Origin of the sequence: Streptosporangium sp. NPDC002524 (assembly GCF_040295985.1) — a bacterium.
Lineage (GTDB): Bacteria > Actinomycetota > Actinomycetes > Streptosporangiales > Streptosporangiaceae > Streptosporangium.
The window spans coordinates 233,197-256,172 of the sequence record NZ_JBEOWK010000014.1; the positions used below are offsets into that span (position 1 = coordinate 233,197).

General features: G+C 71.9%; 16 protein-coding genes. 7 read left to right on the top strand and 9 right to left on the bottom strand.

Translation table 11 applies throughout. The features are described 5' to 3' along the window. Positions 1–185 precede the first annotated feature (185 nt). Entirely contained in the window at positions 186–1,202 is a 1,017-nt protein-coding gene (locus ABT053_RS24725) for a carboxymuconolactone decarboxylase family protein (RefSeq protein ID WP_350971709.1), read from the bottom strand. 561 nt (positions 1,203–1,763) lie between these two features. Here ABT053_RS24725 and ABT053_RS24730 point away from each other — a divergent pair. The 6 genes from ABT053_RS24730 to ABT053_RS24755 all read left to right on the top strand — a co-directional run bounded on the left by ABT053_RS24730 (position 1,764) and on the right by ABT053_RS24755 (position 9,710). Beyond that, positions 1,764–2,225 carry a hypothetical protein gene (locus ABT053_RS24730; protein ID WP_350971710.1) on the top strand — a complete coding sequence of 154 codons (462 nt, stop codon included), beginning with the start codon at positions 1,764–1,766 and terminating at the stop codon, positions 2,223–2,225. A gap of 175 nt (positions 2,226–2,400) precedes the next feature. Then, positions 2,401–2,571 carry a hypothetical protein gene (locus ABT053_RS24735; RefSeq protein ID WP_350971712.1) on the top strand — a complete coding sequence of 57 codons (171 nt, stop codon included), beginning with the start codon at positions 2,401–2,403 and terminating at the stop codon, positions 2,569–2,571. A gap of 990 nt (positions 2,572–3,561) precedes the next feature. Next, entirely contained in the window at positions 3,562–6,321 is a 2,760-nt protein-coding gene (locus tag ABT053_RS24740; protein ID WP_350971713.1) for an AAA family ATPase, read from the top strand. A 255-nt stretch (positions 6,322–6,576) separates the two neighbouring features. Continuing rightward, positions 6,577–6,717, top strand: a complete 141-nt coding sequence (locus tag ABT053_RS24745) for a hypothetical protein (RefSeq protein WP_350971714.1) — start codon at positions 6,577–6,579, stop codon at positions 6,715–6,717. A gap of 267 nt (positions 6,718–6,984) precedes the next feature. Further along, positions 6,985–8,403 carry a hypothetical protein gene (locus ABT053_RS24750; protein WP_350971715.1) on the top strand — a complete coding sequence of 473 codons (1,419 nt, stop codon included), beginning with the start codon at positions 6,985–6,987 and terminating at the stop codon, positions 8,401–8,403. A gap of 416 nt (positions 8,404–8,819) precedes the next feature. Continuing rightward, positions 8,820–9,710, top strand: a complete 891-nt coding sequence (locus ABT053_RS24755; RefSeq protein ID WP_350971716.1) for a tetratricopeptide repeat protein — start codon at positions 8,820–8,822, stop codon at positions 9,708–9,710. Between the two features lie 487 nt (positions 9,711–10,197). Here ABT053_RS24755 and ABT053_RS24760 read toward each other — a convergent pair whose 3' ends face one another. From ABT053_RS24760 to ABT053_RS24775, 4 genes are all read right to left on the bottom strand, one after another. Beyond that, complete coding sequence (locus ABT053_RS24760; protein ID WP_350971717.1) at positions 10,198–10,905, bottom strand: neutral zinc metallopeptidase; 708 nt, start codon at positions 10,903–10,905, stop codon at positions 10,198–10,200. A gap of 414 nt (positions 10,906–11,319) precedes the next feature. Continuing rightward, positions 11,320–13,785 (bottom strand): ATP-binding protein, encoded by a 2,466-nt coding sequence (locus tag ABT053_RS24765; protein ID WP_350971718.1) that lies wholly within the window; start codon positions 13,783–13,785, stop codon positions 11,320–11,322. Continuing rightward, a complete protein-coding gene (locus ABT053_RS24770) occupies positions 13,782–14,108 on the bottom strand; it encodes a hypothetical protein (protein WP_350971719.1) in 327 nt (108 codons plus the stop codon). The genes ABT053_RS24765 and ABT053_RS24770 overlap by 4 nt, the downstream gene beginning before the upstream one ends. Before the next feature lie 201 nt (positions 14,109–14,309). Further along, the gene (locus ABT053_RS24775; RefSeq protein ID WP_350971721.1) at positions 14,310–15,323 is read right to left on the bottom strand and encodes a LacI family DNA-binding transcriptional regulator; all 1,014 of its coding nucleotides are present in this window, start codon (positions 15,321–15,323) and stop codon (positions 14,310–14,312) included. A gap of 523 nt (positions 15,324–15,846) precedes the next feature. Here ABT053_RS24775 and ABT053_RS24780 point away from each other — a divergent pair. Continuing rightward, on the top strand, positions 15,847–17,085 hold the full coding sequence (locus ABT053_RS24780) for a cytochrome P450 (RefSeq protein WP_350971723.1): 1,239 nt from the start codon (positions 15,847–15,849) through the stop codon (positions 17,083–17,085). 39 nt (positions 17,086–17,124) lie between these two features. On the opposite strand, the gene ABT053_RS24785 is transcribed toward ABT053_RS24780, so the two are convergent. The 4 genes from ABT053_RS24785 to ABT053_RS24800 are packed head-to-tail and all read right to left on the bottom strand — an operon-like array spanning position 17,125 to position 22,866. Continuing rightward, a complete protein-coding gene (locus ABT053_RS24785; protein ID WP_350971724.1) occupies positions 17,125–19,110 on the bottom strand; it encodes an amylo-alpha-1,6-glucosidase in 1,986 nt (661 codons plus the stop codon). Beyond that, positions 19,107–20,792, bottom strand: coding sequence for an MGH1-like glycoside hydrolase domain-containing protein (locus ABT053_RS24790; RefSeq protein ID WP_350971725.1), 1,686 nt, complete (start codon positions 20,790–20,792; stop codon positions 19,107–19,109). The genes ABT053_RS24785 and ABT053_RS24790 overlap by 4 nt, the downstream gene beginning before the upstream one ends. Continuing rightward, on the bottom strand, positions 20,789–21,805 hold the full coding sequence (locus ABT053_RS24795; protein ID WP_350971726.1) for a TIM barrel protein: 1,017 nt from the start codon (positions 21,803–21,805) through the stop codon (positions 20,789–20,791). Before ABT053_RS24795 ends, ABT053_RS24790 begins: the two co-directional genes overlap by 4 nt. Positions 21,806–21,819: 14 nt before the next feature. Then, positions 21,820–22,866 carry a zinc-dependent alcohol dehydrogenase gene (locus ABT053_RS24800; RefSeq protein WP_350971728.1) on the bottom strand — a complete coding sequence of 349 codons (1,047 nt, stop codon included), beginning with the start codon at positions 22,864–22,866 and terminating at the stop codon, positions 21,820–21,822. Between the last annotated feature and the right edge of the window lie 110 nt (positions 22,867–22,976).

Sequence of the window (22,976 nt, forward strand, 5' to 3'; positions counted from 1 at the left end):
GCGGAGGCGGTCAAGGCTCTCCTCGGCCGTCGGTTGCACGGCAAGGCGGTCCTCGACATCGGCCGAGCCCGCCGTTCCGGCCTGCCGGGCCGGGACGGCGGGCTCGGTCCATCCGTTCCGGCGTGCTGGGCCGGGACGGCGGGCTCGGGCCATCGGGCCGGCGTGCTGACGGAACCGGCCGGGGCTCAGCCGGTGGCCGGTGCCCGGCCGATGCCCGCCTCGACGCGCTCGACGGCGACCATCGCGCCGAAGGCGAGCAGGTGCAGCAGGCAGTGGTCGGTGTACCGGTCGGTACGCCAGCGGGCGACGTCGTCCTCGGTGATCTGGTCCGGTGCCAGCGCCGCGAGGATCGCGAGGGTCGCCCCGGCCCGGTCGCCGGGTGTCAGCGTGTCGAGCGCGGTGGCGGGCCACCCGTCGTCGGCGGGGAGATACCCGCCGAGGTGACGGCCGACGGTGTCGCGTACCACCGCGCGAGCCTCCTCGGACAGCAGGAACCCGCCCTTCGCCGCCGAGTCCCGCAGTGCCGCGTACGCGGGGCCGACGGAGCTTTCCCCCGCCCAGGCGGGTGCGGGTCCCGCGTCGCCGTCCTTCAGCAGGAGAAGGCCGTCGCCGGAGGCGCGCGGCTCGACGGCGCGGGCGATCGGCGCGCCCTCGAAGGGGCGCGCGGTGTCCGACTCCCGCATGCCGCCGGGAAGCAGGTGCTCCGCGAGCAGGATCAGGACCATGCGGTTGACGAAGTGCAGCGCCAGCGCGGTCCCGATGTACTCCGGGGCGAGCGCCTCGGGGACGGGCGGCGCCCCCGGGGCCGCGGAGCCCGGCGTGCCGGTGCCCCTCGCCCACCGGACGACGGCCGCGACCTCCTCGTCCGCCGGGTCGTCACCGTGGCGGAGCGCCTGCGCGACGTCGCCGCCTCCGGACAGCTCCAGGAAGATTAGGTGTCCGGCTATGTCGTACTCGGCACGGTTGACCTGGGAGACGGAGACCGCGACGGCCTCCTTGTTCCGGCGGGGAACGGACCCGGCCAGCAGCGACTCGCGCAGCAGGGCCCAGCCGGGGGCGAGCAGTTCTGGTGCGGGGGACATCATCATGACCGCCGGGCCGATGCTGCTGAACTCGGCGTTGACCTGTTCGTAGACGGCGGCCACCTGTCCGGTGGCGGTCTCGGGCGGCACCGGGGTGATGTGGCGGAAGAGCGAGGGCATTGAGCGTCCTTTCGCTGACGGTCGCGCTGCCGGAGGTACGTGCCCGCGCACACCGGCCCAGGACAGGCAGGGGCAGGCAGTGACAGATCGGGATGGTGCCTCGACGGGTCCTCCCGAATGAGCGCGGGCTGTCGATCGTCGCCCCTGTGGCGGCCCGCGGTCATGGTGCCCGGGAAGGCTCTTTCGGTTACGCCACGGAGAGCAGGGGAGGCGGCGGGACTACCGCCCCGGGATTAGCGGGACCGCCGCATTGGGACGCCGCACGGTGACGCCGCACCGGGACGCCGCGTCGAGACCACCGCCCTCGGACCACCGCCCCGGGACCGGTGCCCCGGGACAGGTGCCCCGGGACAGGTGCCCCGGGACCGGCGCCCTGGGGTCGGCGCGACCACCGCGCCGGGACGCCGTCGGGACGCATCGGGACGCGTCGGGACACCGTTGGGACGCCGCCGGGACACCGTGCCGGGATGCGAGGTCGGTCCGGCCCTTCGGGGGTCCTCGCTCCTTTTCTGTCATGGGCCGTCGGTAGCGTGTGGGGACGTCAACCGAAGGGACACGGAGATGGACGGCAGGCATCCCGCACTCGCACGGCTCGACACGCTCGTCGGGCGGTGGGCCGTGCAGCCGAAGGTCGAAGGCGTCGGCTCGGCGTGGGCCGAGTTCGCCTGGCAGGAGGGCGGCGCGTTCCTGCGCCAGTACTCCGACACCGATCCGATCCCGCCCACCACACCGGACCCGTGGCGGGACCACGCGCCGTTCCCGACCACCGCCCTGATCGGCCTCGACGACACGGCCGGGGAGTTCACCATGCTGTACGCCGACGCCCGGGGCGTGTACCGGGTCTACCGGATGACGTTCGCCGACGGCAGGTGGACGATGTGGCGGGACGCGCCCGGGTTCAACCAGCGCTTCACCGGCACGCTGAGCGCCGACGGCGACACCGTGGACGGGCGGTGGGAGATGTCGGAGGACGGCGTGACCTGGAACCTCGACTTCGAGCTGACCTACACCCGCGCGCGCTGAGGGGCCGGACCGCGCCCGCGCGCGCTGAGGGGCGGGACCACGCCCGCTGGAGGGCCGGACCCTGCCCGCGCGTCCGAGGACATCCGGGAGGTATATGCCCGCGTGCGGTGGAGGCCGGTGTCGGCGGTACGGAACATGGCCGAGGCGTGGGACGACCTCGACTGGCAGGGGCCGCGTGGTCGGGCTGCTCGCACCGGACGGCGTGCCGCGCAGCGTGACGCGGGAAACCCTGCGCGGACGCGAGGCCATCGGCGAGCGCCTCGCCGTCCTGGCCGTCCCTGCTGTCCTCGTCGTCCCCGCCGACGGCTTGGAGCGGCTCACCCCGCACGTGCGGGCGCCGGGGTGATCGACGGCCGGGGCGTTCCTGGAGCGCCTCGACGTCTTCGACGTCCGGGGGGCATCACGGCGAGGTCCCGGTCGTCGGCGTGCTGAGCGTGGCGGCCGGGCCGGTCACCGAGTGGCTGGAATACTACGACCGGGCCACTCCGCCGCGCGGGATGGGTCTCGGTACGGCCTTCGCGGCATGACGACCCCCGCCCCGCACGGCTCGGGGCCCCGGCTCCGCGACGCCGGGTGCCGGGGCGCCGGGCTCCGAGGTGTCCGAGGTGTCCGGGCCGGGCGCGTCCGGCCACCGTCCGTCCGGCCACCGTCCGTCCGGGTCCGGCTCGTGGGGGGCCGGACCCGGCGGGCCGCGCCGCCCGTACCTCCGGCGACCTCCTCCCTTCGGCGACCTCCTCGCGTTCGCCGCCCCGGTCGCGCGACATGGGCCCGGTATGGCCCCGGTCGCGCGGCGTGGGCCCGGCGCCCGGAACGGCCCGGCCGCGGGCGGGCGCCCCGGACCGTGGTTGGGAAATCGCACACCGTATCCGCGGTGTGCTTCCCCGCGTAATGTGCGAGGTATTGGACACTTCGTGTCATCGCATACTTACCGAGCGCAGAAATCGCCGATCGCGCGAAATCCAGAGTGCACGTGCGGAAATCAATGACCGTGACCTTTTCGTGGCCAACCGTATCCGTGAACCGTCATCCCCTTCCTGGGAAGTGGATCGTTCCCATTCCGGGGAAAACCCGTATGGAATACGGTGAGAGCCAGGTCGGAGCCGGGAGGAGCAGGGCTGCGGATCTCCCGTACGGCGGATTCCCAGCGTGTCCGGGTGATCGCAGCCTGCTCCCGAAACGTTCCGTGGGTGCGGGAATCCAGAGGGTGTCCGGACGATGTGAAATTAGTTCGGATCTGTTTCGTGAAGAATATTCAGATGAAATCCGTGCCGATAGGTTGATTCCTGACCCATAATCGCCGTCAAGAACATTAAAGATCGTGAAAGGGAGCGCTGCGTTGCACGGCAGAACCTCTCCGTTGTTCATCGGCCGGAAGCGGGAGCTCGACTTCCTCGGCGAGGCGTGGGGGGAGGCCAGACGCCGTGACGCGCGGATCGTGGGTGTCCGGGGGGCGTCGGGAATCGGCAAGACCGAGCTGGTCGAGCGCTTCCTGCGTACCGTGCCCGGCGTGCGGACCGTCCGCGCCTTCGGCGACGAGGACGCGCTCGCCCACCCCTGGGGAGTGCTGGAACAGATCGCCGAGCAGCTGCCGACCCCGGCGCTCGCCAGGACGCTGTCGGGCCAGGCCGAGGCCGCCTTCATCGGGCAGGCCCTCGCGGCGGAGTTCGCCGCCGCCGACGCGCTGATCGTGGTCGTCGACGACGCGCACTGCGGCGACCGGCAGTCGATGGCCGCGCTCCGCCTGGCGGCCCGGCGCCTGCGCAACGCCCAGGTCATGCTCCTGATCGTCCACCAGGCCCCCGGGTACGCGACGGGAGCGGTACCGGACGCCCCCCGCCTGGAGCTCCACGAGGGCTGGGAGCGGATCTTCGACTCGGCGCAGGGCCGCCTGCTCCAGGTCGACGGGCTCCCCGCCGACGATCTCGTGAGACTCGCCGTCGCGACCGGCCACGACGGGCTCACCCCCTCCGGCGCCAGGAGGCTGCACGAGCACACCGACGGCAACGCGCTGCACTCGGTCCTCCTGCTGGACCAGGTGGAGATGCACTCGATCAACTTCGGCAACGGCCCGCTGCCCGCCCCCCGGGGCATGACGCAGGCCGTCGTGGCGCGGCTGGCGTCGTGCGACCGCCGCACCCGCGAGGTCGTCGGCGCGGCAGCGGTGCTCGGCCGCCGCTTCGGCCTGGCCGACCTGCGCGCGCTCTCCGGCGTCGCCGACGTCACGACGCCCCTCGAAGAGGCCGCCGGCGCCGGGCTGGTCAAGGAGATCCCCGGTACGGGAGCGCAGGAGTTCGCGTTCACCACCCTGCTCGTCTGGGACCGCATCTACTACGACTCCGGCGTCGAGCGCCGCCGCGCGCTGCACCGCAGCGCCGCCCTGCTCGGCGGGCCCGGCGCGCTGTGGCACGGGATCGCGGCGTCCGGCGGTGGCACGGACGGCGAGCTCGCCGCGCTCGCCCAGGAGGAGGCCCAGTTCCTGCTGTCGCGCGGCAGGCTCCCCCTGGCGGCGGTGTACGCCCGCCACGCCGCGGACCTGACCCCGCCGGGACCCGACCGGCTGCCCCGGCTGCTGACGGCCGCCGAGACCCTGCTGGTCTCCGGGGACGCCACCGTCGCCCGGCGCTACGAGAGCGAGATCCTCGCGGCGCCGCGCGGCCCCTGGCGCGACTACGTCGCCGGCTACCAGGCCCTGATCTCCGGGCGCGTCGCGGAGGCGAAGCTGCTGCTGGTCCAGGCCCTCGGCGCCGTCGGGCACGACAGGCCGGAGAGCCCGCACGCGCCCGCGGACCTGCGGGCGCGCATCGCGGCCCAGCTCGCGATCATCGGGGTGGTCGAGATCTCCTACCCCGAGATGGTCGAGTACGGCACGGCGGCCGTCGCGGCGGGCAGCCACGAGCCGTGGGTGCGCGCGTTCGCCTGGTTCGCCCAGTCCCTGGGCTGGACGCTCGCCGGACGGGCCGAGGAGGCGCTGGCCTCCCTGGTGGACGCCGACCTGCCGGGTTCGGTGGCCGGGCTGGACGGGCTGGTGGCCCGGGGGATGATCCGGCTGTGGACCGACGACCTCGAGGGCGCGTCCGCCGACCTGCGCGAGAGCGTCGCGCGGGCCACGCGCGGCGAGGCGCTGCGGGTCGGCCAGGCGCTCGGCTTCCTGGGCGAGGTCGAGTACCGGCGGGGCAAACTCGACGACGCCGTCCAGTTCACCCGGCTCGCCGTCGGCGACGCCGAGGAGAACGAGCGGGTCTGGGACTACGCGATCCTGCACTCCCTGGCCTGTTACCCCCGCGCGGCCCGGGGCGAGTGGGACCAGGCGCAGGAGCACGCCCGCCAGGCCGCGGACTGGGCGCCGATCGTCGAGAGCAGGGCGAGTCTCGCCTACGCGGCGGGCGCGCGCGCGGCGATCGCCCAGGCCCAGGGCGACGTCCATCGGCTGCTCAGCGCGGCCGAGGCCATCGAGCTGCACTACGACTCCCTGGAGCCGGGCACCCACCTGTTCGGCCCGATCGGCGCCGACGCGCTCTCCCTGCTCGGCAGGGCCGACGAGGCGGACGTCGCGCTGGGCGTCTTCACCGACAGGGCCGCGTCGAGCGGGCGCCTCTCGACCCTGATGTCCATCGCCAGGGTGCGGGGCCAGATCGCCGCCGCCCGGGGCGACCACGCGGGTGCCGTACGGGAGTGCGAGGAGGCTCTCTCCCTGGCCCGCGAGGTGGGGCTGCCGATCGAGGCCGGCAGGATCGACCTGGTGACGACGCGCTCCCAGCACGCCCGGGGCCGTCACGCCGAGGCGGAGCGGCTGCTGAGGCGGGCGCTCGTCGCCTTCAACCGCACCGGCGCCGCCGCCTACGCCGACCTCGCCCTGAGGACGGCCGCGGAGCTCAGGCTCTCCGTGGACGGCCCCAACGCCGCCTTCAGCAGCCTCACCGGGGCCGAGCGCGAGGTCGTGGCGATGGTGTGCGAGGGCCTGACCACCCCGCAGATCGCGCAGCGGCGCTCGGTGACGACCAGCACCGTGGAGACGCAGCTGAACCGCATCTACGCGAAGCTGAACGTCGGCAACCGGCGCGAGCTCCGCGCCGTCCTGTCCGACCCCGACGAGTGACCGGCGAGTAACCGGCGAGTAACCGGCACCGCGGCATCCGGCTCGCGGGAAACGGCTGCGCGACCGCGCCCTCCTACGGGCCCTCGTACGGGCCCTCGTACGGGAAACACGCATGTCGGGGTACAGGAGTCGGGCATGTCAAGGTTTGTCGTGTCATCCGTAGGGGTGGTACCTGGACGCCTTCCCGGTTCCCGGCGATTACCGTGAGCGCTTGCCAGAGCGCCGGGAGAGCGGCGCCGCCGACAGGAGGCCGGAATGCGGTTGACCATCGACGTCCAGAGGACCGCCACCGGTCACATCGCCGGGACGGTCGAAGCCGATGACTCCGCGCCTCCCGTCCCCTTCCACGGCGTCATCGAGCTGGTCACCCTCCTGGAAACCCACCTGGACGGATGATCGCGCGAGAGGGCGCCGTGTGCCCGCCGGCGCCGGAGGCAGCCGTCCACGGAGTGTCACGCAGGGGGGAGAACATCAGATGGGCACCACGTCCCACCTAGGGAGGGAACACCGCCGCCGACCGGCGACGGGCCGCGCGCGCCGCCGGTCACCGATCATGACGGCCCCGCGTGCCCCACGGGCCGCGCGGGGCACGCGGGGAAAGCAGGACGCGCCGGTCGGGCGGGCCGGAGGGAACGGCCGCGCGGGGTGTGCCGGGGCCGCCGCGTGAACGCCACCATGACGGTCTTCGTACCGCCGACCGAGAGCGGCCACGACCTGCTGGACAACTGGATACGGCCGATGTGCGCGAGGCTGGGGGTCCGCCTGGCGGTCGCCCTTCCCGGCGCGGGCCAGGACACCGCGCTCGCGGCGCAGCGGGCGTCGACCTTCGTCGTGTGGGACTGCTCGGTCGAGGGGCCCGAGGACGTCTACGCGGCCTTCAACATGCGCGCCAAACTCGACCCCGGCAGCATCGTCCTCAGCCGCACCCCGCTGCCCCGCAACGTGCTGACCCGCGCCTGCCACGCCCCCGCCCACGGCGGGACCCTGGGCAACCCGGATCTGGGCGAGTGGCTGGAACGGCGCCTGCGCCGCGTGCTGGGCACGGTCCGGACGCCCGCGCCGCGCCTGCCCGAACCCCGGGAGCACTACTGGATGTTCGACAACCCGGCCGACTACTTCCTCAGCTTCCACGGTGACCACCGGCGGGAGGCGGAGGAGTGGCGCGCGGGCTTCGAGCGGGCGCACTCGGTCACCGTGCGGATGGTGCCGCCCCGCGAGTACTCCTACCCGGCCGAGGTGGTCACCCGGCAGCAGATGTGGGAGGGCGTGGCGCGGCTGATGTACGAGATCATCGCGACGGGGAGGTCCATCGTTCATCCCGCGCCGGACTACTTCTCGTCGTTCTGGACGGTGAGCGAGCTGCTGGCCACGCTGTGGCTGCTGCCGCGCGGCCCCAAACCGCCCATGATCACCTCCGCGTACGCCGCCCGGCCCTCGGGCGGCATCCGGCGGCTGGAGCACCTCACCGCCCGTACCGTCCTGGGCGTCCCCGTGCTGGGCGACGCCCACGCCGACCGCTTCGCCAGGCTCATCAACCACGCCGACCCGATCACCACCGCCCCGGAGATCCGCAGGCCTCCGGCGGGCGGGGGAGAGGCCGTCACCGGGACGGTGAAGCGGGTCGGCCGGCACGACCCCGAGCTGGCGATCTCACGCTTCTGGGACGAGATGCGGGTGCCCTGCCCGGTCTGTACTCCCCGGGGCAGGGCCGCCGCGAAGGTCGACTGGGACCGGCACATGGACCTGTCGTGGGACGAGCGGGGCGTGGACCACTACGGCTACTTCACCGCGCGACGCGAGGAGCTCGGCACGGGAGGGATCCGCTGCCCCGGGTGCCGTACGCACCTGAGGCTCGTCAACGAGCACGGCGTCCGCACGCTCTGGACACCGCTCCCCGAGGGGGAGCGCGACCGGGACCTGCCGGTCATCCAGCGCGACCCCGTCTGGCAGGTGCTGCCGGACGGCCCGCCGGGCGCCGGGCGGCTTTCCGGGAGGAAGGACACCGACGCCCTTCTCGACCTGCGGCGGGACAGGGGGTCAACCGCCGAGACGAGATGGGTCCCGGCGCGCAGCCCCGCCTAGCCGGGTGAGGGGTCCCTCCGGGGGCTCGTCACCTCGCGAATGGGAGCGTTCCAAAACAATGGACTCGGCCTGGCCTGGCCCGGTCCGGCTCGGTCTGGTCCGGCTCGGCCGGGAGGGGCGGGACGGATCCCGTTCACACCGCCCAAGGAAAGTCCCCACCTCAAGGAGAACGGTTGACTTCCTCTCCACGGCCGAAGCCGGGGGATTCCACCCCTCACGGGCCGGGCCTCCCGCCTCGCAGGGCCGCGCCACACGTTCCGCCGCGCGACCGGCCGAGATCGATGGTTGTCCCGCCGGTCCGCCACACCGTCCGCGACTCCTCCCCACGGCCAAAGCCGGAGGTCTCCACGCTGGAGGTATTCGATGAACGCCATCCCTTTCCGGTTCGCGGGCCGGGGCGCCGGGGTGAGGTCCCGGTGAAGGCGGACCGCGAGCGCGACCTGGCCCTGTCGCTGAACCGTCGTTCCAGCGGGCTCGCCGCCGCCGGACGCCACGAGGAGGCGCTCGCCGCGAGCGCGGAGGCGCTGGAGATCACCCGGCGGCTGGCCGGGGACGATCGTGACACCTATCTTCCCGACCTTGCCCTGTGCCTGGCCGGAACGGCGATGCGATACGTCCGGCTGGGCCGCAGGCACGACGCGGTCCGCGCGGGACGCGAGGCGGTGGCCGTCAGGCGCGAGCTGGCGGAGACCCGTCCCGACGAGTACCTGCCCCACCTCGCGGGTTCGCTGAACGGCCTCGCCTGCGACCTGGGCCGGATCGGCCTGCTCGAGGCCGCCCTGGACGCCGCCCGCGAGGCGGTCGGCATCTACGAGGAACTCGCCGCCCGGAACCCGGCGGCCCACGAGCCGAGCCTCGCGATGGCGCTGCACACGCTGGCCCAGCGGACGGCGTCACTGGGGCGGCTGGAGGACGCCGTAGCCCACAGCGGGAGAGCCGTCTCGATCCGGCGGCGGCTCGCCACGGAGAACCCGCCCGCCTACTCGGTCGCCTTCGCCACCGCGCTGCACGGTCTCGGCTGGCAGCTGGCCGCGCTGGGACGCCGCGAGGAGGCCATCGCCGCCTACGCCGAGTCGGTGACGATCCGCCACCGGCTGGCCCGCTCGGCGAACGCCCAGGCCGCCGACCACGACTACCTGGCCGCCGTGGCCGGGGAGTGGGCGGACCTCCTCATGGACGCGGGACGCATCCCGGCCGCGATGGAACCGCTGGAGATCGCCAGAACCGCCTCCCTGCACGCCGGTGACACCGAACGGGCGAACCGCCTGGCCGCCCTGATGGAACGTGCCGGAAGTAGCCGCGTCTGAGCCTCCGCTTCCCGTACAGGACAGGTCGGCTCCAGGCGCGGGCCCCGTACGGAAGGGTGAGGACGAGATCCGCGTCCCGCGCGGGGAGGAGGGGACTCGCGCGGGCTCGGGCCCGCGTGCGGGAGGGGAGACCCGCACGCGGGCCATGAACACGCGTGCCGGGCTCGCGGCCCGGGTTGGTGAGTGGGCCCGTTCCCTGGGTCGGGTGGCCGGGGCGCGCGAGCCCGGTTCGGAGAGTGAGGATCGCGCCTGGTCCGGCGAGTGAGGTTCGTGACCCCGGCCCGGATGACCCCTCCATCACCCCGGCCGGGGTCCTACCCGGCGATGGACCGGGTGCTCTGACGGCCGTGAGCGCCGTGGTGAGCGAGGGCGTTCTCGTGCTCGTGTTCGTGAGTACGGTCGTGGCCGTGAGTACGGCCGTGAGCAGGGGTGTGGTCGCGCTCGCGGGCAGGATCGTGAGCGCGGTCGCGTGCCGGGATCGCCCGTGTCACGCGAAGCATCCGCCCACGCCCTGGCGCGCGCCCCGGTTGAAGGCGCCCAGGCGTTGCGCGGCGGTGCCGTGGTCGCTCACGTCGGTCCAGGGGGTGTCGTCGGCGTGCGCGCGCAGGGCCGCCGCGATCTCCTGGGTGTCGCCGGTCTCGAAGTACAGGGTGCCGTCCTCGCCGGCTCCGAAGAGCGTCGCCCCGGCGAGGCAGTCGGCCTGGAGTTCGAGCTGCCGGGACAGCAGCCTCTCGGGGATGCGGGCCTGGACGGCGTGGGCCCATTCGTGCGCGATGATCAGATAGACCCAGGCGTCCCCCTGCCGATACCCCATTCGCATGAGGTCGACGTCCCAGGCCATGAAGTCGTAGGGCGGCCAGCAGTACAGGGCGTTGTCATCGGGGAGGGGATATCCCTGACATGTCGGCACGTTGCCCCACGCGCCGTCGTACGCGCCGAGAACGCGCGGTGGTGAATAACGGCCGGGAAAGAACTCCGACCAGTGTGTCGCCCAGAACTGGTTGATGATGTATCGGGCGCTGCGAATGTCCTCGTTGATGTCGTCGAGGCTCCTCGCGTCCGAGGCGCTCACCGGGGCGTTTCCGCTCGTCGTGGCGGCGGCGGTGCCCAGGGAGGCCGGGGACCCCGCGATCAGGATGCCGGTGAGCAGAACGACGAGTGCGAGACGAGTGCTTCTCCATCGTGAAGATGCCATGGGCTTCTCCCCTGTCACAGGCGGCCACATACCGGATGCAATGGGTTTGTCGCGGGGTTCCTCGGCAAAGCAGGACAACTATATGGGGAAAGGTAATGCTCGAGAAGTGATATCACGAGATGATATGGAATATCGTGTTAATTCATCTATGGATTCACGGAATTATAGGCGTGTCGTAATTCGGTGTGAAGTGGGAGCGGCCACGGGCCCTCCGGTGCCGGTCGCGCACGACGACCCCAGGAGGGGCGGTCGCCTCCCGATGGGGACGAAGGCCTGGACCCGGGACCGACATGATCCAGATCGGCGAGATCGGCGTGGCCGGCCGTTGGGGAAGCCTGGCAGATCCCAACACCCTTGCATTACGTCGTCTTTCGAATGTCCTGGACTCGCCGAATCGGTCTGGCGTCCATGCCGTCAGCCAGGGGCCGCGTTTTTCACCGCGGCGTGGATGGTGTCCAGTTCGGCCCTGATCCGCTGCAGGCGGGGAGAAAAGCCCTGATGATTGGCGGCGGCCAGAGCCGTGCACAACCTGGCGGCCTCGGTCAGGCATTCGATGGCCTCGGTCGCGTTCCCCGGAGCGAGCTCTCGTCCCTTCCACAGGAGTCGGCCGAGCCCGTGCAGCACGTTTGCCAGCTCCGCGTCGTAGTCTCCCGGCACCTCCTTCGACTGACCGCGCCGGATCTCCACCGCCTCCCTCACGGAATCGATCGCTCCCGCGAGATCTCCCGTATCTTCTCTGGCCCTCGCCAGATTGTGCAGTGCTCCGGCCAGCTCAAGGTTGCCGTTGATCAGGAGGCCTTCCGACCACTCGCGATTCACCTCGACCGCGATTTTGGCCCAGGCCAGACGCTGTGAGGGCATCAATATCCGTCGCGCCGCCAGATTCGCCAGCATCCGGCCCAGGCTCAGTTCCAGCTGCCCCTTGTCGAACACCTCGTCCAACGCCGACCCAGGAATTTTTCTCATCGATGCCGACTCAAGGACCATGCCGAGCCTTTCGGACAGGGTCTCGAGATACGCCGCTATCGAATTCACGACGTCCAGGTCACGGGCACGCATCAGAAGGCAGTGCACGTGTATCCCCTCGATTGTGGATGCGAGGGCCTTGCCATGCCTGCCGGTCAGGTCCAAAGCAATACCAAAACCGACATGGGCCCACGCCAGGTCTTCCGCGTGTCTTGCCTGGGCGCGAAAGTCACCCGATTCGAACGCGTCGCGCAGCAGCCTCTCGTACAGGGCGACGGCCACCTGCTCGAAGCCGAGTGCGTCCTCGTGAAGTGCGGCGGCGTGCAACCACCTTGCGACCCAGCTCAAGTTTTCCGCCCGTTGGGCGTCACCCATTTCGTGGGTTTCCTTCAACGTCATGTAGCGCCGGACGATAGCGGCAATACCTACGGCGCGGTAGACGAGGGCGCCTTCCTGGTGGGTCAGAACCGGGATGATCGCCTTCAGTGTCGCGATATCCAGGGCCGGGATCTGGGTGAGTCGAATCAATGCCGCATTGTCTATGTGAAGTGCGATCCGGGGATCTGCTTGAAGGATCGGGCACAGATGGCGGGCCGCGAGATGCTCCCAGCGGTTGGCGGCCTCGATCAGGACCGTCATCGCCCGGCTCACCAGCACGGGTTTCGCCTGCGCCTCGTCCCCCGTGCTCAGCAATCGCGTCAGGGCGTGCGTCGTCCAGGGGTCGGGGGCATGATCGAACTTGTGGCCGACGGTCGTCAGCGCGACGAAGTCCTCGGCCAGCAGGTCAGGGTAGATCGGCTCCAGCGTGAGATCCCCCTCGGAGGGATAGCAGCGCTGATGGGCGGAGAGCACGTGCTCCACGGATGTGACGTCGGCCCCGTTCAACGCCGCGTGGGCGACCTTGTGGGGCAGAGGACCCGCCAGGATGGCCGTGTAGACCGCACGGCCCAGGATCGTCGGCGTGACGTTCGACGACCAGGCGGGGTTGGCGGCCAGCACGTCCTGCCAGTGTCTGCGCTCGCGCGAGATCAGATACTCGGAGATCCGAACGCGGTCGGCGGGAGCGGCGACTCCCCTTTTCCTCGCGTCGACGAGCGCGAGCGCCGCCATGTGAATTCTCAGCACCAGGCCGTACTCGTCCTCCGCGAGCTGGCCTGGGGCATCGATCGTCGCGGCGTCCGCCGCCGGCAACCCCAGCCGTTGTGCGTACTCGTCCCTGGCCCTTTCGAACAACGTATTGCGGTTGTCCTGATCGTCGTTCGCGCTCAGATGCTCCAGGCTCATTCGATCGGCCGAGATCGACTGGTCGTCCAGCCATGCTTTGACATCGAGCCACCAGTCGCCGGCGGGTCTCGCGACGAGGAGGACACGTGTTCGCCCGCGACGTCTCAGCAAAGGATCGCCGAGCAGGTCATGAAGCGCGCCCTGCGGCCAGCGTTCCGCGTAGTCCGCCAGGAGGAGGGTTCCCGTCTCGTTCGACTCCGGAGCGGAGACGGGACGCTGTTCGGTGAACTCCATGGGATGTGCGGAGGCACGCCAGACGGCCCATTCCCGCTCGGCGGACATTCGAGCGAATTCGGCGGCCAGTCGTGTCTTGCCCTGCCCGCCGGATCCGTGGAGCAGGAGAACGGAGATGCCACCCTCGTCAGGGTCGTCACGCCATTGCGCCAGCCGCGCGAGCTCCTCCACCCGCCCGGTGAACCTGACGACTTCGTGCCTTGCCAGCAGGAGCGCGGAAGGGCGTCTTCTCACCTGCTTCCGTGTCATCTCGGTGGGGGCCGACGTGAACATCTCGATATGGTAGGCCGGTTTCCACTGATACAGATTCAACACGCCGTGCTGGACGGCGTTGACCTGGTTCCCTTCGTTGATCTGGTGGTACGGGCCGGCACTCTCGTCCTGCTCGCCACTCATGGACCGGTCTGATCATCGAGAGATTTCCTCTTGGAGGGCAGCGGCCCGTGAATGTTCAGTGAACCGTGCTGCACCGCGTACACGGTGCCGTTTTCCGGCCGGTTCTCCTGAATGAGAGAGGCAGGGGGTGGGGAAGCCGCGGAGTCGACACGGGCCTTGCGACGATGACGCGACTCGGCGACCAGGAACGCACTCAGTCCGACCGTCGCGCCAATCACGCTCGCCACCATGTCGGCATACCTTAGAGCCGTATCGAAAGGTATCGTCAACAGCGCGTACGCGATGACTCCCGTGAACGCGGCCATGCCGACCGCGATCAACAAACGCCAGATCATTCGATCCCACATGAAACCATTCTGAAGTCACGCGGCGGCATCTCGGCGGGATGAGCGAAGTAATTTTCCGTTGTCACCTACCGGTGAGTCCTTTCCAGCCTGTCGGCGGTCGGCGGTCGGCGCAGGCGTGGAAGGTCAGGTCTTGAGGAGTTTCGGTCTCGATGGAGGCTCGTTCTCCTGACCGGCGCGTCAGCTCGCCGGGGGAGCGGAGCTCTCGCGGACGACGAGGTCGGTGGAGAGTTCGACCCGGCGGGGCTCGGGGGACTCGCCGCGGGAGATGCCCAGGGCCATCCGGGTGGCGAGGAAGGCCATCTCCTCCAGGGGCTGGCGGACCGTGGTGAGCGGTGGCCAGGCGGACCTGGACAGGGGCAGGTCGTCGAAGCCGACGACGCTCAGGTCGTCGGGGACGCGCAGCCCGCGCTGCCTGGCGACCTCGAAGACGCCGAAGGCCTGCAGGTCGCTGCCGGCGAAGATGGCCGTGGGCCGGTCGGGCAGGGAGAGCAGGGTGTGGCCGTGGTCGTGGCCGGAGCCGACGAGGAAGTCGCCGTGCAGGATCAGCGCGGGATCGACCTCGACCCCGGCCGTCTCCAGCGCGGCCCGGTAGCCGTCTATGCGGGCGCGGCTGCACAGCACGTCGGGCGGACCGCCGATCATGCCGATCCTGCGGTGGCCGAGCTCCAGGAGATGCCGGGTGGCGGTCAGGCCGCCCTGCCAGTTGGTCGCGCCCACCGACGCCACGCCCGGGGCCGGCTCGCCCTCGGGGTCGACGACCACGAAGGGGATCGAGCGGGAGTTGAGCCGGTCGTACCGCTGGGCCGAGAGCCGGGAGCCGACGATGATCACACCGTCGGTGCGGCGGGCGGCGAGCCGGTCGAGCCAGTCGCGGCCGGGACCCTCGTGGGTGTGCAGGACGGAGATCACGATGCTCGCCTCGGCCTCCGCGGCCGCCTTCTCCGCCCCGCGGACGAGCTCCATCGCCCACGGGCTCTCCAGCTCGGCGAAGATCAGGTCGATCAGGCCCGCCGGGCCGTCGGAGCCGGTCGCGCGCCGGATGTAACCGTGCTCGCGGAGGAGCCGCTCGACCCGCCTGCGGGTCTCCGGCGACACCTCGGACCTGCCGTTGATCACCTTGGAGACCGTGGGGGCGGAGACGCCCGCCTCCTCGGCGATGCGGGCGATCGTCACCCGGGGCTTACCTGGCATGCCCGGCAGCATATCCGAAACCTTTCGGAGTGTGGCCGGTGGCCTGGGAATACGCCTTCTTCCCCCACTGTGGAGATCTCGGGTGGGTGCGTCGGCCGTGCTTCGATGTTTTCCGCGTGCCCCGGATGGAAAATTTTTGTGATTGACAGAAATGTTCACGGGTTCGCGTCGTGGTTGTGAGCGCCGCGTACCGGGCCTCGCCTCTATGAGCGACCTGTTGGGGCGCCGTTCAGGTCGAGGTCGAGGGCGAGGTGGACGTGTTCGTGATGCGCGACCCGGTTCCGGACGGGCGCCGGGCAGGTTGAGGGTGAGGTGGATGTGTTCACGGTGTGTGATCCCGTTCCGACCGGGTGTCGGTGATCGGCCTGTCAGGACGCCGTTCGGGGTGCGGGTTCCGGTTCCGGTCAGGCGTCGGTGAGCGGCCCGTGACGCGATTTAGGTTGAGGTCACGGATCTCGTCTCTCGAGCCTGTCCATCCTTCGTATCGGGTCCCAGTGCCCCCTCCCGAAAGGACCCGTCACCCATGACCTCCACAGCCGATCCCCCGCCCTTCCCCGCCCACCCGATCCACCACCCCCTGGAGCGGGGAGCCGACGGGACGAATCGGCCGGCGCTGTGGATCGATCCGCGCTATCACGCCATCAGGGAAACCGGCACAGGCGTCGCCGAGGTCATCCTGATGAACGGCGTCCGGGCCAAGCTCGTCACCCGCCACACCGACGTGATGGCCGTGATGCGGGACGAACGGTTCTCCCGGGAGGCGGCTCTCGACGTCGACTACGTGGTCGGGCTGGAAGGCACCCTCCTGGGCGTGGACGGAGGCGATCACCGCGCCCTGGCCAAGCTCGTCAGGGACCGGTTCACCCGGCAGGCGGTGGAGGGCACGCGCGGCCGGGTCGAGGCCCGGGCCGCGGACACCCTGGCCGCGATGCGCGAGCGGGGCGACCCGGTGGACCTGATCGAGGCGTTCTCGTTGCCGTTCGCCCTGGACGTCATCGCGGACGTGCTGGGCCTGCCGGAGGCGGACCGGCGGCGGTTCCAGCGCCTGAGCGAGGCGTTCCTGGCCACCAGCGCCCTCAGCAGGGACGACGCGATCGCCTCCGAGCAGGCGATGGGCGGCTACCTGGCCGGTCTCCTCGAACAACGCCGGCGGGTCCCGGCCGACGACCTGCTGTCGCGGATCGCCGTCGGCGGAGCCGGGCTGCCGTTCGACAGGCTGGTCAAGCTGCCGATCGCGCTGCTGGTCGGTGGCTGGGAGACCACGGCGAGCTCCATCGGCACCCACGTCCAGGTTCTGCTCACCCACCCGTACGGGGAGCACGAAACCGCGTACCGCCATCTCGTCGACCACCCCGAGGCGATACCCGGCGCCGTTTCCGAGCTGGAGCGGATGTGCTCGATCTCCGGCGCCGACGGCATGCCGCGCCGGGTGACGCACGACCTGACCCTGCCCGGCGGGGAGGCCCTCCGGGCCGGCGACGTGGTCGTCCCCTCACAGGACGCCGCCAACTTCGATCCGAGGGTCTTCGCCGACCCGCACCGGATGGACTTCGGCCGGACCCCGAACAGGCACCTGGCCTTCGGCCACGGCATCCACCACTGCATCGGCCGCCACCTGGCCCACGTGGAGATGACGACGGCGATCGCGCTGCTCACCCGCGAGCTGCCGACGTTGCGCCTGGCCGTCCCGGTCGAGGACGTTCCCCGCAAGTCAGGGCACGCCATCAGGGGTCCTCTCACGCTCCCGGTGGCCTGGGACTGACACACCCGGTCGCGCCCGGCCCTCGGCCGGGTTCCGCCTTCACAGAGGTACGCCGTGGGAGGCGCCGCCGGACTCGCGCAGGGCGGTGAGGAGGGCGAGCGGTGTCGCCGCCGCCCACGCCTGGGGGGAGGACGAGTGCGGGTAGGGCACCGGGTCCGGATGCTCGTCGCGCCCGTACCCGGCCATGACCTCCGGCAGCCGCCAGCCGTGCCCGGCCGCCGCCCGTACCAGGCCGCGGGCGACGGTCAAGGCCTGTTCGGCGAGCCCGGAGCGCGCCAGGCCGAGCACGATGACGGCGTTGTCGTGCGGCCAGATGCTGCCCAGGTGGTAGGAGAGCGGGTGGTAGGGGACCTGGCCCGAGGCGAGCGTGCGGATGCCGAAGCCGGAGAAGAAGTCCGGCCGCAGCAGCCGCCGGCCCACCGCCAGCTCCTCCTCCGGGGCGAGGATGCCGGACCACAGCAGGTGCCCGGCGTCCGAGGCGAGCGTGTCGACCCGCCGGTCCTCCCCGTCGAGGGCGAGCGCGGGGAAGGCGTGCTCGGGCATCCAGAAGTCGCGGCGGAAGCGGGCGCGCAGGTCCGCGGCGGCCTCCTCCAGCCGACCGGCCCAGCGCGAGTCCCCCCACACCGTGCGGGCGAGCCGGGCCGTGCGGACCAGGGCGTCGTACGCGTACCCCTGGACCTCGCAGACCGCCAGGGCGCCCTCGGCCCGCGCGCCGTCGGAGAAGCGGACGGCGTCGGCGGAGTCCTTCCAGTTCTGGTTGACCAGGCCGCCGCCCGCGGCGTCCGAGGTGTAGCGGAGGTATCCGTTCCCGCCGAGGCCGCCGTCGCGGAACATCCACTCCACCGCCGCGCGCGCCTGAGGTTCGAGGCGCCCGGCCAGTCCCGGGTCGCCGGTGGCCGCGGCGTGGGCCTCCAGCAGCACCAGGAAGAGCGGGGTGGCGTCGACGCTCCCGTAGTAGCGGCCGTAGGGGACCTGCCGGAAGTGCGCGAGCTCGCCGTGCCGCACCTCGTGCACGATCCTGCCCGGCTGTTCCAGGCGGGCCGGATCGTTCCGCGTCCCCTGGACGGCGGCGAGGGCGAGCAGGGTGTCGGCGGCCAGGGCGGGCCGGTACGGCAACGCGAAGAGCGAGGTGAGCAGGGAGTCGCGGCCGAACAGGCCGAGGAACCAGGGCACCCCGGCCGCGGGCACCCGCAGCGCCTCGCCGCCGGGACCCGAGACGGGGACGCGCAGCCGCGCCAGGTCGGCCAGCCCCTGCTCGCAGGCGCGGGCCAGCTCCTCCCAGGAGGTGAGGTCGCCGGGACGGGGACGCGCGCCGGTGAACTCCCCGGTGTCGGCCTCCAGCCGTTTCCGCACGGTGTCGGGGGAACCGGGCTGGGACGGTTCCCCCGTGCCGTGCGGGACGGCCAGGACGGTGAGCCGCAGGTCGGCCGTGCCGTGGGCGGGCAGCGTGAACCGCCAGGTCAGCACGCGGGCGGTATCGTCACCGCCGTCGCCCTCGGCGGGGCGTGTCCGGTGCGGCGGCGGCGCGGCGGTGACGGTGGTCCGCGAGGACCAGGTCCCACCGCGCCGGTAGTGGAAGGCGACCCCGTCCGGCGTGTCGTGCGCGGTGCGCCGCGCGCCGGGTTTCCCGTACGAGCGGTGGTCGGCGCGCAGCTCGAACTGGTCCGCGAAGTCGGCGTCCACGTGGAGTTCGAGCTCCACGACGGTCGGCTCGCCGCTGTTGCTCACCAGCCGGACGTGTTCGGTGAGGGCGCCCTCGGCCACCGCCTGCCGCCGGAAGACGGTGTAGGCGGGAGGGCGGTCGCGGGTGCCCGCCGGGGTGAGCACGCAGCCGTCGCCGGAGGAGGTCAGCAGGGTCAGCGGGACCGGCGCCGCGCCGCCCGCGGTCAGCAGCCACCGGCTCAGGTGCCGGGCGTCCCTGACGAACAGCCCGTCCGTCGCGGGGCCCCGGGTGCCGTGGACGTCCCCGTGCGCGGTCACGGCGGCGAAGGTGCCGCTGTTGACGAGCAGGCGGCCTGCGCTCATCGCGCGGAGCCCTCCTCCTCGCCGGATCCGCCCCCGGGCGCGCCCTCACGGACGCTCTCGGGGACGTCCTCGGAGACGCTTTCACGAACGTTTTCACGAGCGTCTTCACGAACGTTTTCACGGACGCCCTCGGGGACGCTGCGGGAAGCGCCGCCGGACAGGTCGTCCTCGGACGAGCCGTTCTCGGGTGCGCGGAACAGGTCCTCCTCGGACGGGCCGTTCTCGGGCGCACCGCCGAACAGCTTCTCCTCGGACGTGGCGCCGGGCGCGTCGTTCCCGTACGTGTCCTGCGATGTGCCCCCGGACCCGCCGTTCCCGTACGTGTCCTCGGACCTGTCGTCGCCGGGGGCGTCGAGCAGGTCCAGGGCGAGGGCGGCGGTCCAGCTGAAGCGCCGGATGCCGCGGCCCTCCCCGGTGTACGGCTCCACGTACTCGGCGAACCCCGTGCGGTGGGCCGCGTCCAGGACCTGCGCGCGCAGCCGGCCGGCCGCCCCGGTCTCGCCGTGCCGCACGAGGCCGCGGTGGACCAGCCAGGCCGTGTTGAACCAGCTGGGACCGCGCCAGTAGCGGTTGCCGTCGAACTCCGCCGCCGTGAGGTCGTAGCTGGGCACGAGCTGGACCTCGCCCAGGCGGAAACGCGGCCCGCGGGCCGTCCGCACCAGGGCCGCCGCGACCTCCTCCGGCAGGCCGGGGACGATCAGCGGGGCGAGCCCCGACACGCCGTACCCCGGGACGCGCTCGTCCGTCACGAGGTCGCGGGGGAGGAAGATCCCGGCGGCCGGGTCCCACAGCCGGTCGAGCAGGGCGCCGGTCGCGGCCTCGGCCCGCCGCCGGTGCGTCTCCTCGTCCGCGCCGACCCCCCGGGCGATCGCGGCGAGCGCGTGCTCGGAGGCGATGAGCAGGGCGTTGAAGCAGGGGTCCTCGACGGCGAAGGCGTGCGGGGTGCGCGCGTCGTCGTAGCCGTGGTCGCGGTAGGTCGCGGCCAGGCGCACGTACCGCGCGTAGTCCAGGTCGGTGGGCCGGTCGGCGGGGGAGCCGTGGTCGAGGTCGGCCCGCCGGAAGGAGTCACGTGGCGCGGGCTCGACCCTGGCCAGGGCCGCGTCCCAGCTCGGGCTGTTGTCCAGCCCCGGCTCCCACGGGTGCACCACCGCGGCCAGCCCGCCGCCGCCCAGGTCCCTGGAGGTGGCCAGGTAGCGGTGCCAGGCGGCGAGCCGGGGGTAGACGCGCGGCAGGAAGCCCCGGCGCCGCGATTCGGCGGGGTCGGCGAGGTGCACCAGCCAGGCGGCCAGCGCCTGGACGGGCGGCTGGACGATTCCCGAGGTCTCGACGGTGGAGGGCGCGCCCCTCTCCCGGTCCGTGCCGGAGGAGCGCCAGAAGTCGGGGCTGGGGAAGTAGGCCCCGAGCGGTACGGACGGGTTGAAGATGATGTGCGGGATCCGGCCGTCGCCCCACTGCGCGCCCAGCAGCGTCTCCAGCTCGCGCTGGGCCCGGCGCGGGGCGAGATGACGCAGCCCGATGGCGACGAAGGCCGAGTCCCAGCTCCACTGGTGCGGGTACAGGGCGCGGGAGGGAACCGTCGATGCGCCGGTCCAGTTGCCGAGCAGGACGTGCGCGGCGGCCCGGCGCAGGCGGGTCCGGCGGCCGGTGCCGGGGGCGGTGGCCGCTTCGAGGACGGCGGTCATCCGGCCGGCCGGTGCGGGAAGGACGGCCGGTGCGAGGACGACGGCTGGTGTGAGGGCGATGGCCGATGCGAGGACGGTGGCTGGTGCGTAGGCGACGGCTGGTGTGAGGACGACGGTTGCCGCGAAGGCGATGGTTGCCGCGAAGGCGAAGGCGAGGACGAAGGCAATGGCGAGGACGAAAGCGAGGACGAGGGCGAGGGCGACGGCCGGTGCGGGAAGGAGGCGCGTCGCAGGAAGGACGGGATCGAGCGCACGGCCTGGACCGGGTCCCCGGTGAGCCTGCACTCGACCGCCAGGTAGCCGTCGTAGCCGATGGCGTCCAGGGCGCCCAGCCAGGCGGGCCAGTCGAGGTGGCCCGCGCCGGGCTGCATGCGGTTGGAGTCGCTGACCTGCGCGTGGCCGACCAGGGACGCGGCGGCGAGGACGGCGGCCGCCGGGTCGGTCTCCTCGATGTTCATGTGGTAGCTGTCGACGCCGATGCGGACCGAGTCGAGGCCGACGGCGCGGATCAGGCTCGCGGCCTGCTCCAGCCGGTTGACCATGTGGTCCTCGTAGCGGTTGAGCGGTTCGAGGAAGAGCGTGACGCCCTCGGAGCGGGCGTGCTCGCCCAGCTCGACGAGCCCCTCCAGCAGTACCTCGCGGTCCCGCTCCTCACTTCGCGGCGGCTCGAACGGGGGCAGCCTCCGCGAGAACATGCCGTACGAGGCGGGGGTCTGGGCGCCGAGCCCGCCGAGCTCGCCGATGACCGACAGCTGCGACTTCAGCTGCTCGATGGCGTCGCGGCGCAGGTCGTCGTCGAAGGCGCCGAAGAAGTGGAGCATGTCCACGCACACGGTCGGCATGACGACGCCGTCGGCCCGCGCCTCGCGCAGCTCGGGCAGCCGGTCGCGGAAGTGGAAGGCACCCCTGGCGCGTAGCTCGACGGCGTCGTAACCGGCGTCCTGCGCGAACTCCCACTTCTCCTGGAGCGTCTCGCCGGGGAGCAGCTGCTCCTGGCAGGCGATCTTGAGCATCGTTCGTCAGCCTCTCAGAACTCCAGGACGACCTGGAGGGCGTCGGCGGGACGCTCATCCAGGAGGACGTATGCCTCGGCCGCGTCGGCGACCGGTATGACGTGGCTCACCAGGGACTTCACGTCGACGTGGCCGTCGGCGACGAGCCGCAGGAAGGTCCGCTGGAGGCGTTCCACGCTCCAGCGCCCGGCGAGCTGCGGCGGGAGCCCGCCGATCTGGGAGGAGACGAGCTGCACGCGGTTGTGGTGGAACTCGTCGCCGAGCCGCAGCCCCACGCCGTCGCCCTGGTAGAAGCCGGAGGCGACGACGCGCCCGCCCACGGTGACCGAGCGGATGGCCTCGTGCAGGGCCGGGTGGGCGCCGCTGATCTCGATGGCGACGTCGGCGCCGAGCCCGCCGGTGGCCTCGCGGATCCGTTCCGCGACGGCGTCGGCGCGCGCGTTCAGGGTGCGGGCGGCGCCGTACTCCACCGCCTTGGCGAGCCGGGAGTCGAGCGCGTCGACGGCGGTGACGCGGGCGCCGCTCAGCTCCGCCAGGCGGGTGGTGAGCAGGCCGATCACCCCCTGGCCGAACACGGCGACGTCCTCGCCGAGGTGGATGTCGGCGGCGAGGACGGCGTTGTACGCGATGGCCCCGACCCTGGCGAAGGCGCCCGCGAGCGGGGCGAGCCCCTCGGGGAGCGCGTGGCCGATCATCCGCTCGGCGGGGACGAGGCCCTCGCCGCGGTGTCCCCAGATGCCCCACACCAGCTCGCCGGGCCGGGGCAGCCCGGGGGTGCCCGCGAGTTCGGGGGAGACCTCGACGATCTCACCGACCTCGGAGTATCCCCAGCCCGCCACGGGGTAGGAGATGCCGGGCCCGGCGTCGCGGAAGATCCTGGCCTCGGGGTCCCAGGTGCGGGTCAGATAGGGGTTGGTCCCCCGGTAGGCGGTGAGCTCGGTGCCCGCGGAGATGCCGGAGTACAGGGTTCGGACGCGCAGGTGGCCGGGTGGCAGGGGGAGTGACTCGCCGGTGGCGATCTCCACCTGGCGGGGGCCGGTGAACTGGACGACACGTTCCACAGGAGCTCCGGAAGATCTTTTTTGTGTAGCGGTTGGGCAAATAGCGTTGGCTTGTGTCGAAGATAGCCCAAACTTAGGTCTTGTCAATAAGCAAAAGTGGTGCTCTGATG

Coding starts and splice junctions, on each gene's coding strand:
- ABT053_RS24725 (WP_350971709.1), bottom strand. CDS start 1,202: ATGCCCTCGCTCTTCCGCCACATCACCCCGGTGCCGCCCGAGACCGCC.
- ABT053_RS24730 (WP_350971710.1), top strand. CDS start 1,764: ATGGACGGCAGGCATCCCGCACTCGCACGGCTCGACACGCTCGTCGGG.
- ABT053_RS24745 (WP_350971714.1), top strand. CDS start 6,577: ATGCGGTTGACCATCGACGTCCAGAGGACCGCCACCGGTCACATCGCC.
- ABT053_RS24760 (WP_350971717.1), bottom strand. CDS start 10,905: ATGGCATCTTCACGATGGAGAAGCACTCGTCTCGCACTCGTCGTTCTG.
- ABT053_RS24765 (WP_350971718.1), bottom strand. CDS start 13,785: ATGAGTGGCGAGCAGGACGAGAGTGCCGGCCCGTACCACCAGATCAAC.
- ABT053_RS24775 (WP_350971721.1), bottom strand. CDS start 15,323: ATGCCAGGTAAGCCCCGGGTGACGATCGCCCGCATCGCCGAGGAGGCG.
- ABT053_RS24780 (WP_350971723.1), top strand. CDS start 15,847: ATGACCTCCACAGCCGATCCCCCGCCCTTCCCCGCCCACCCGATCCAC.
- ABT053_RS24785 (WP_350971724.1), bottom strand. CDS start 19,110: ATGAGCGCAGGCCGCCTGCTCGTCAACAGCGGCACCTTCGCCGCCGTG.
- ABT053_RS24790 (WP_350971725.1), bottom strand. CDS start 20,792: ATGACCGCCGTCCTCGAAGCGGCCACCGCCCCCGGCACCGGCCGCCGG.
- ABT053_RS24795 (WP_350971726.1), bottom strand. CDS start 21,805: ATGCTCAAGATCGCCTGCCAGGAGCAGCTGCTCCCCGGCGAGACGCTC.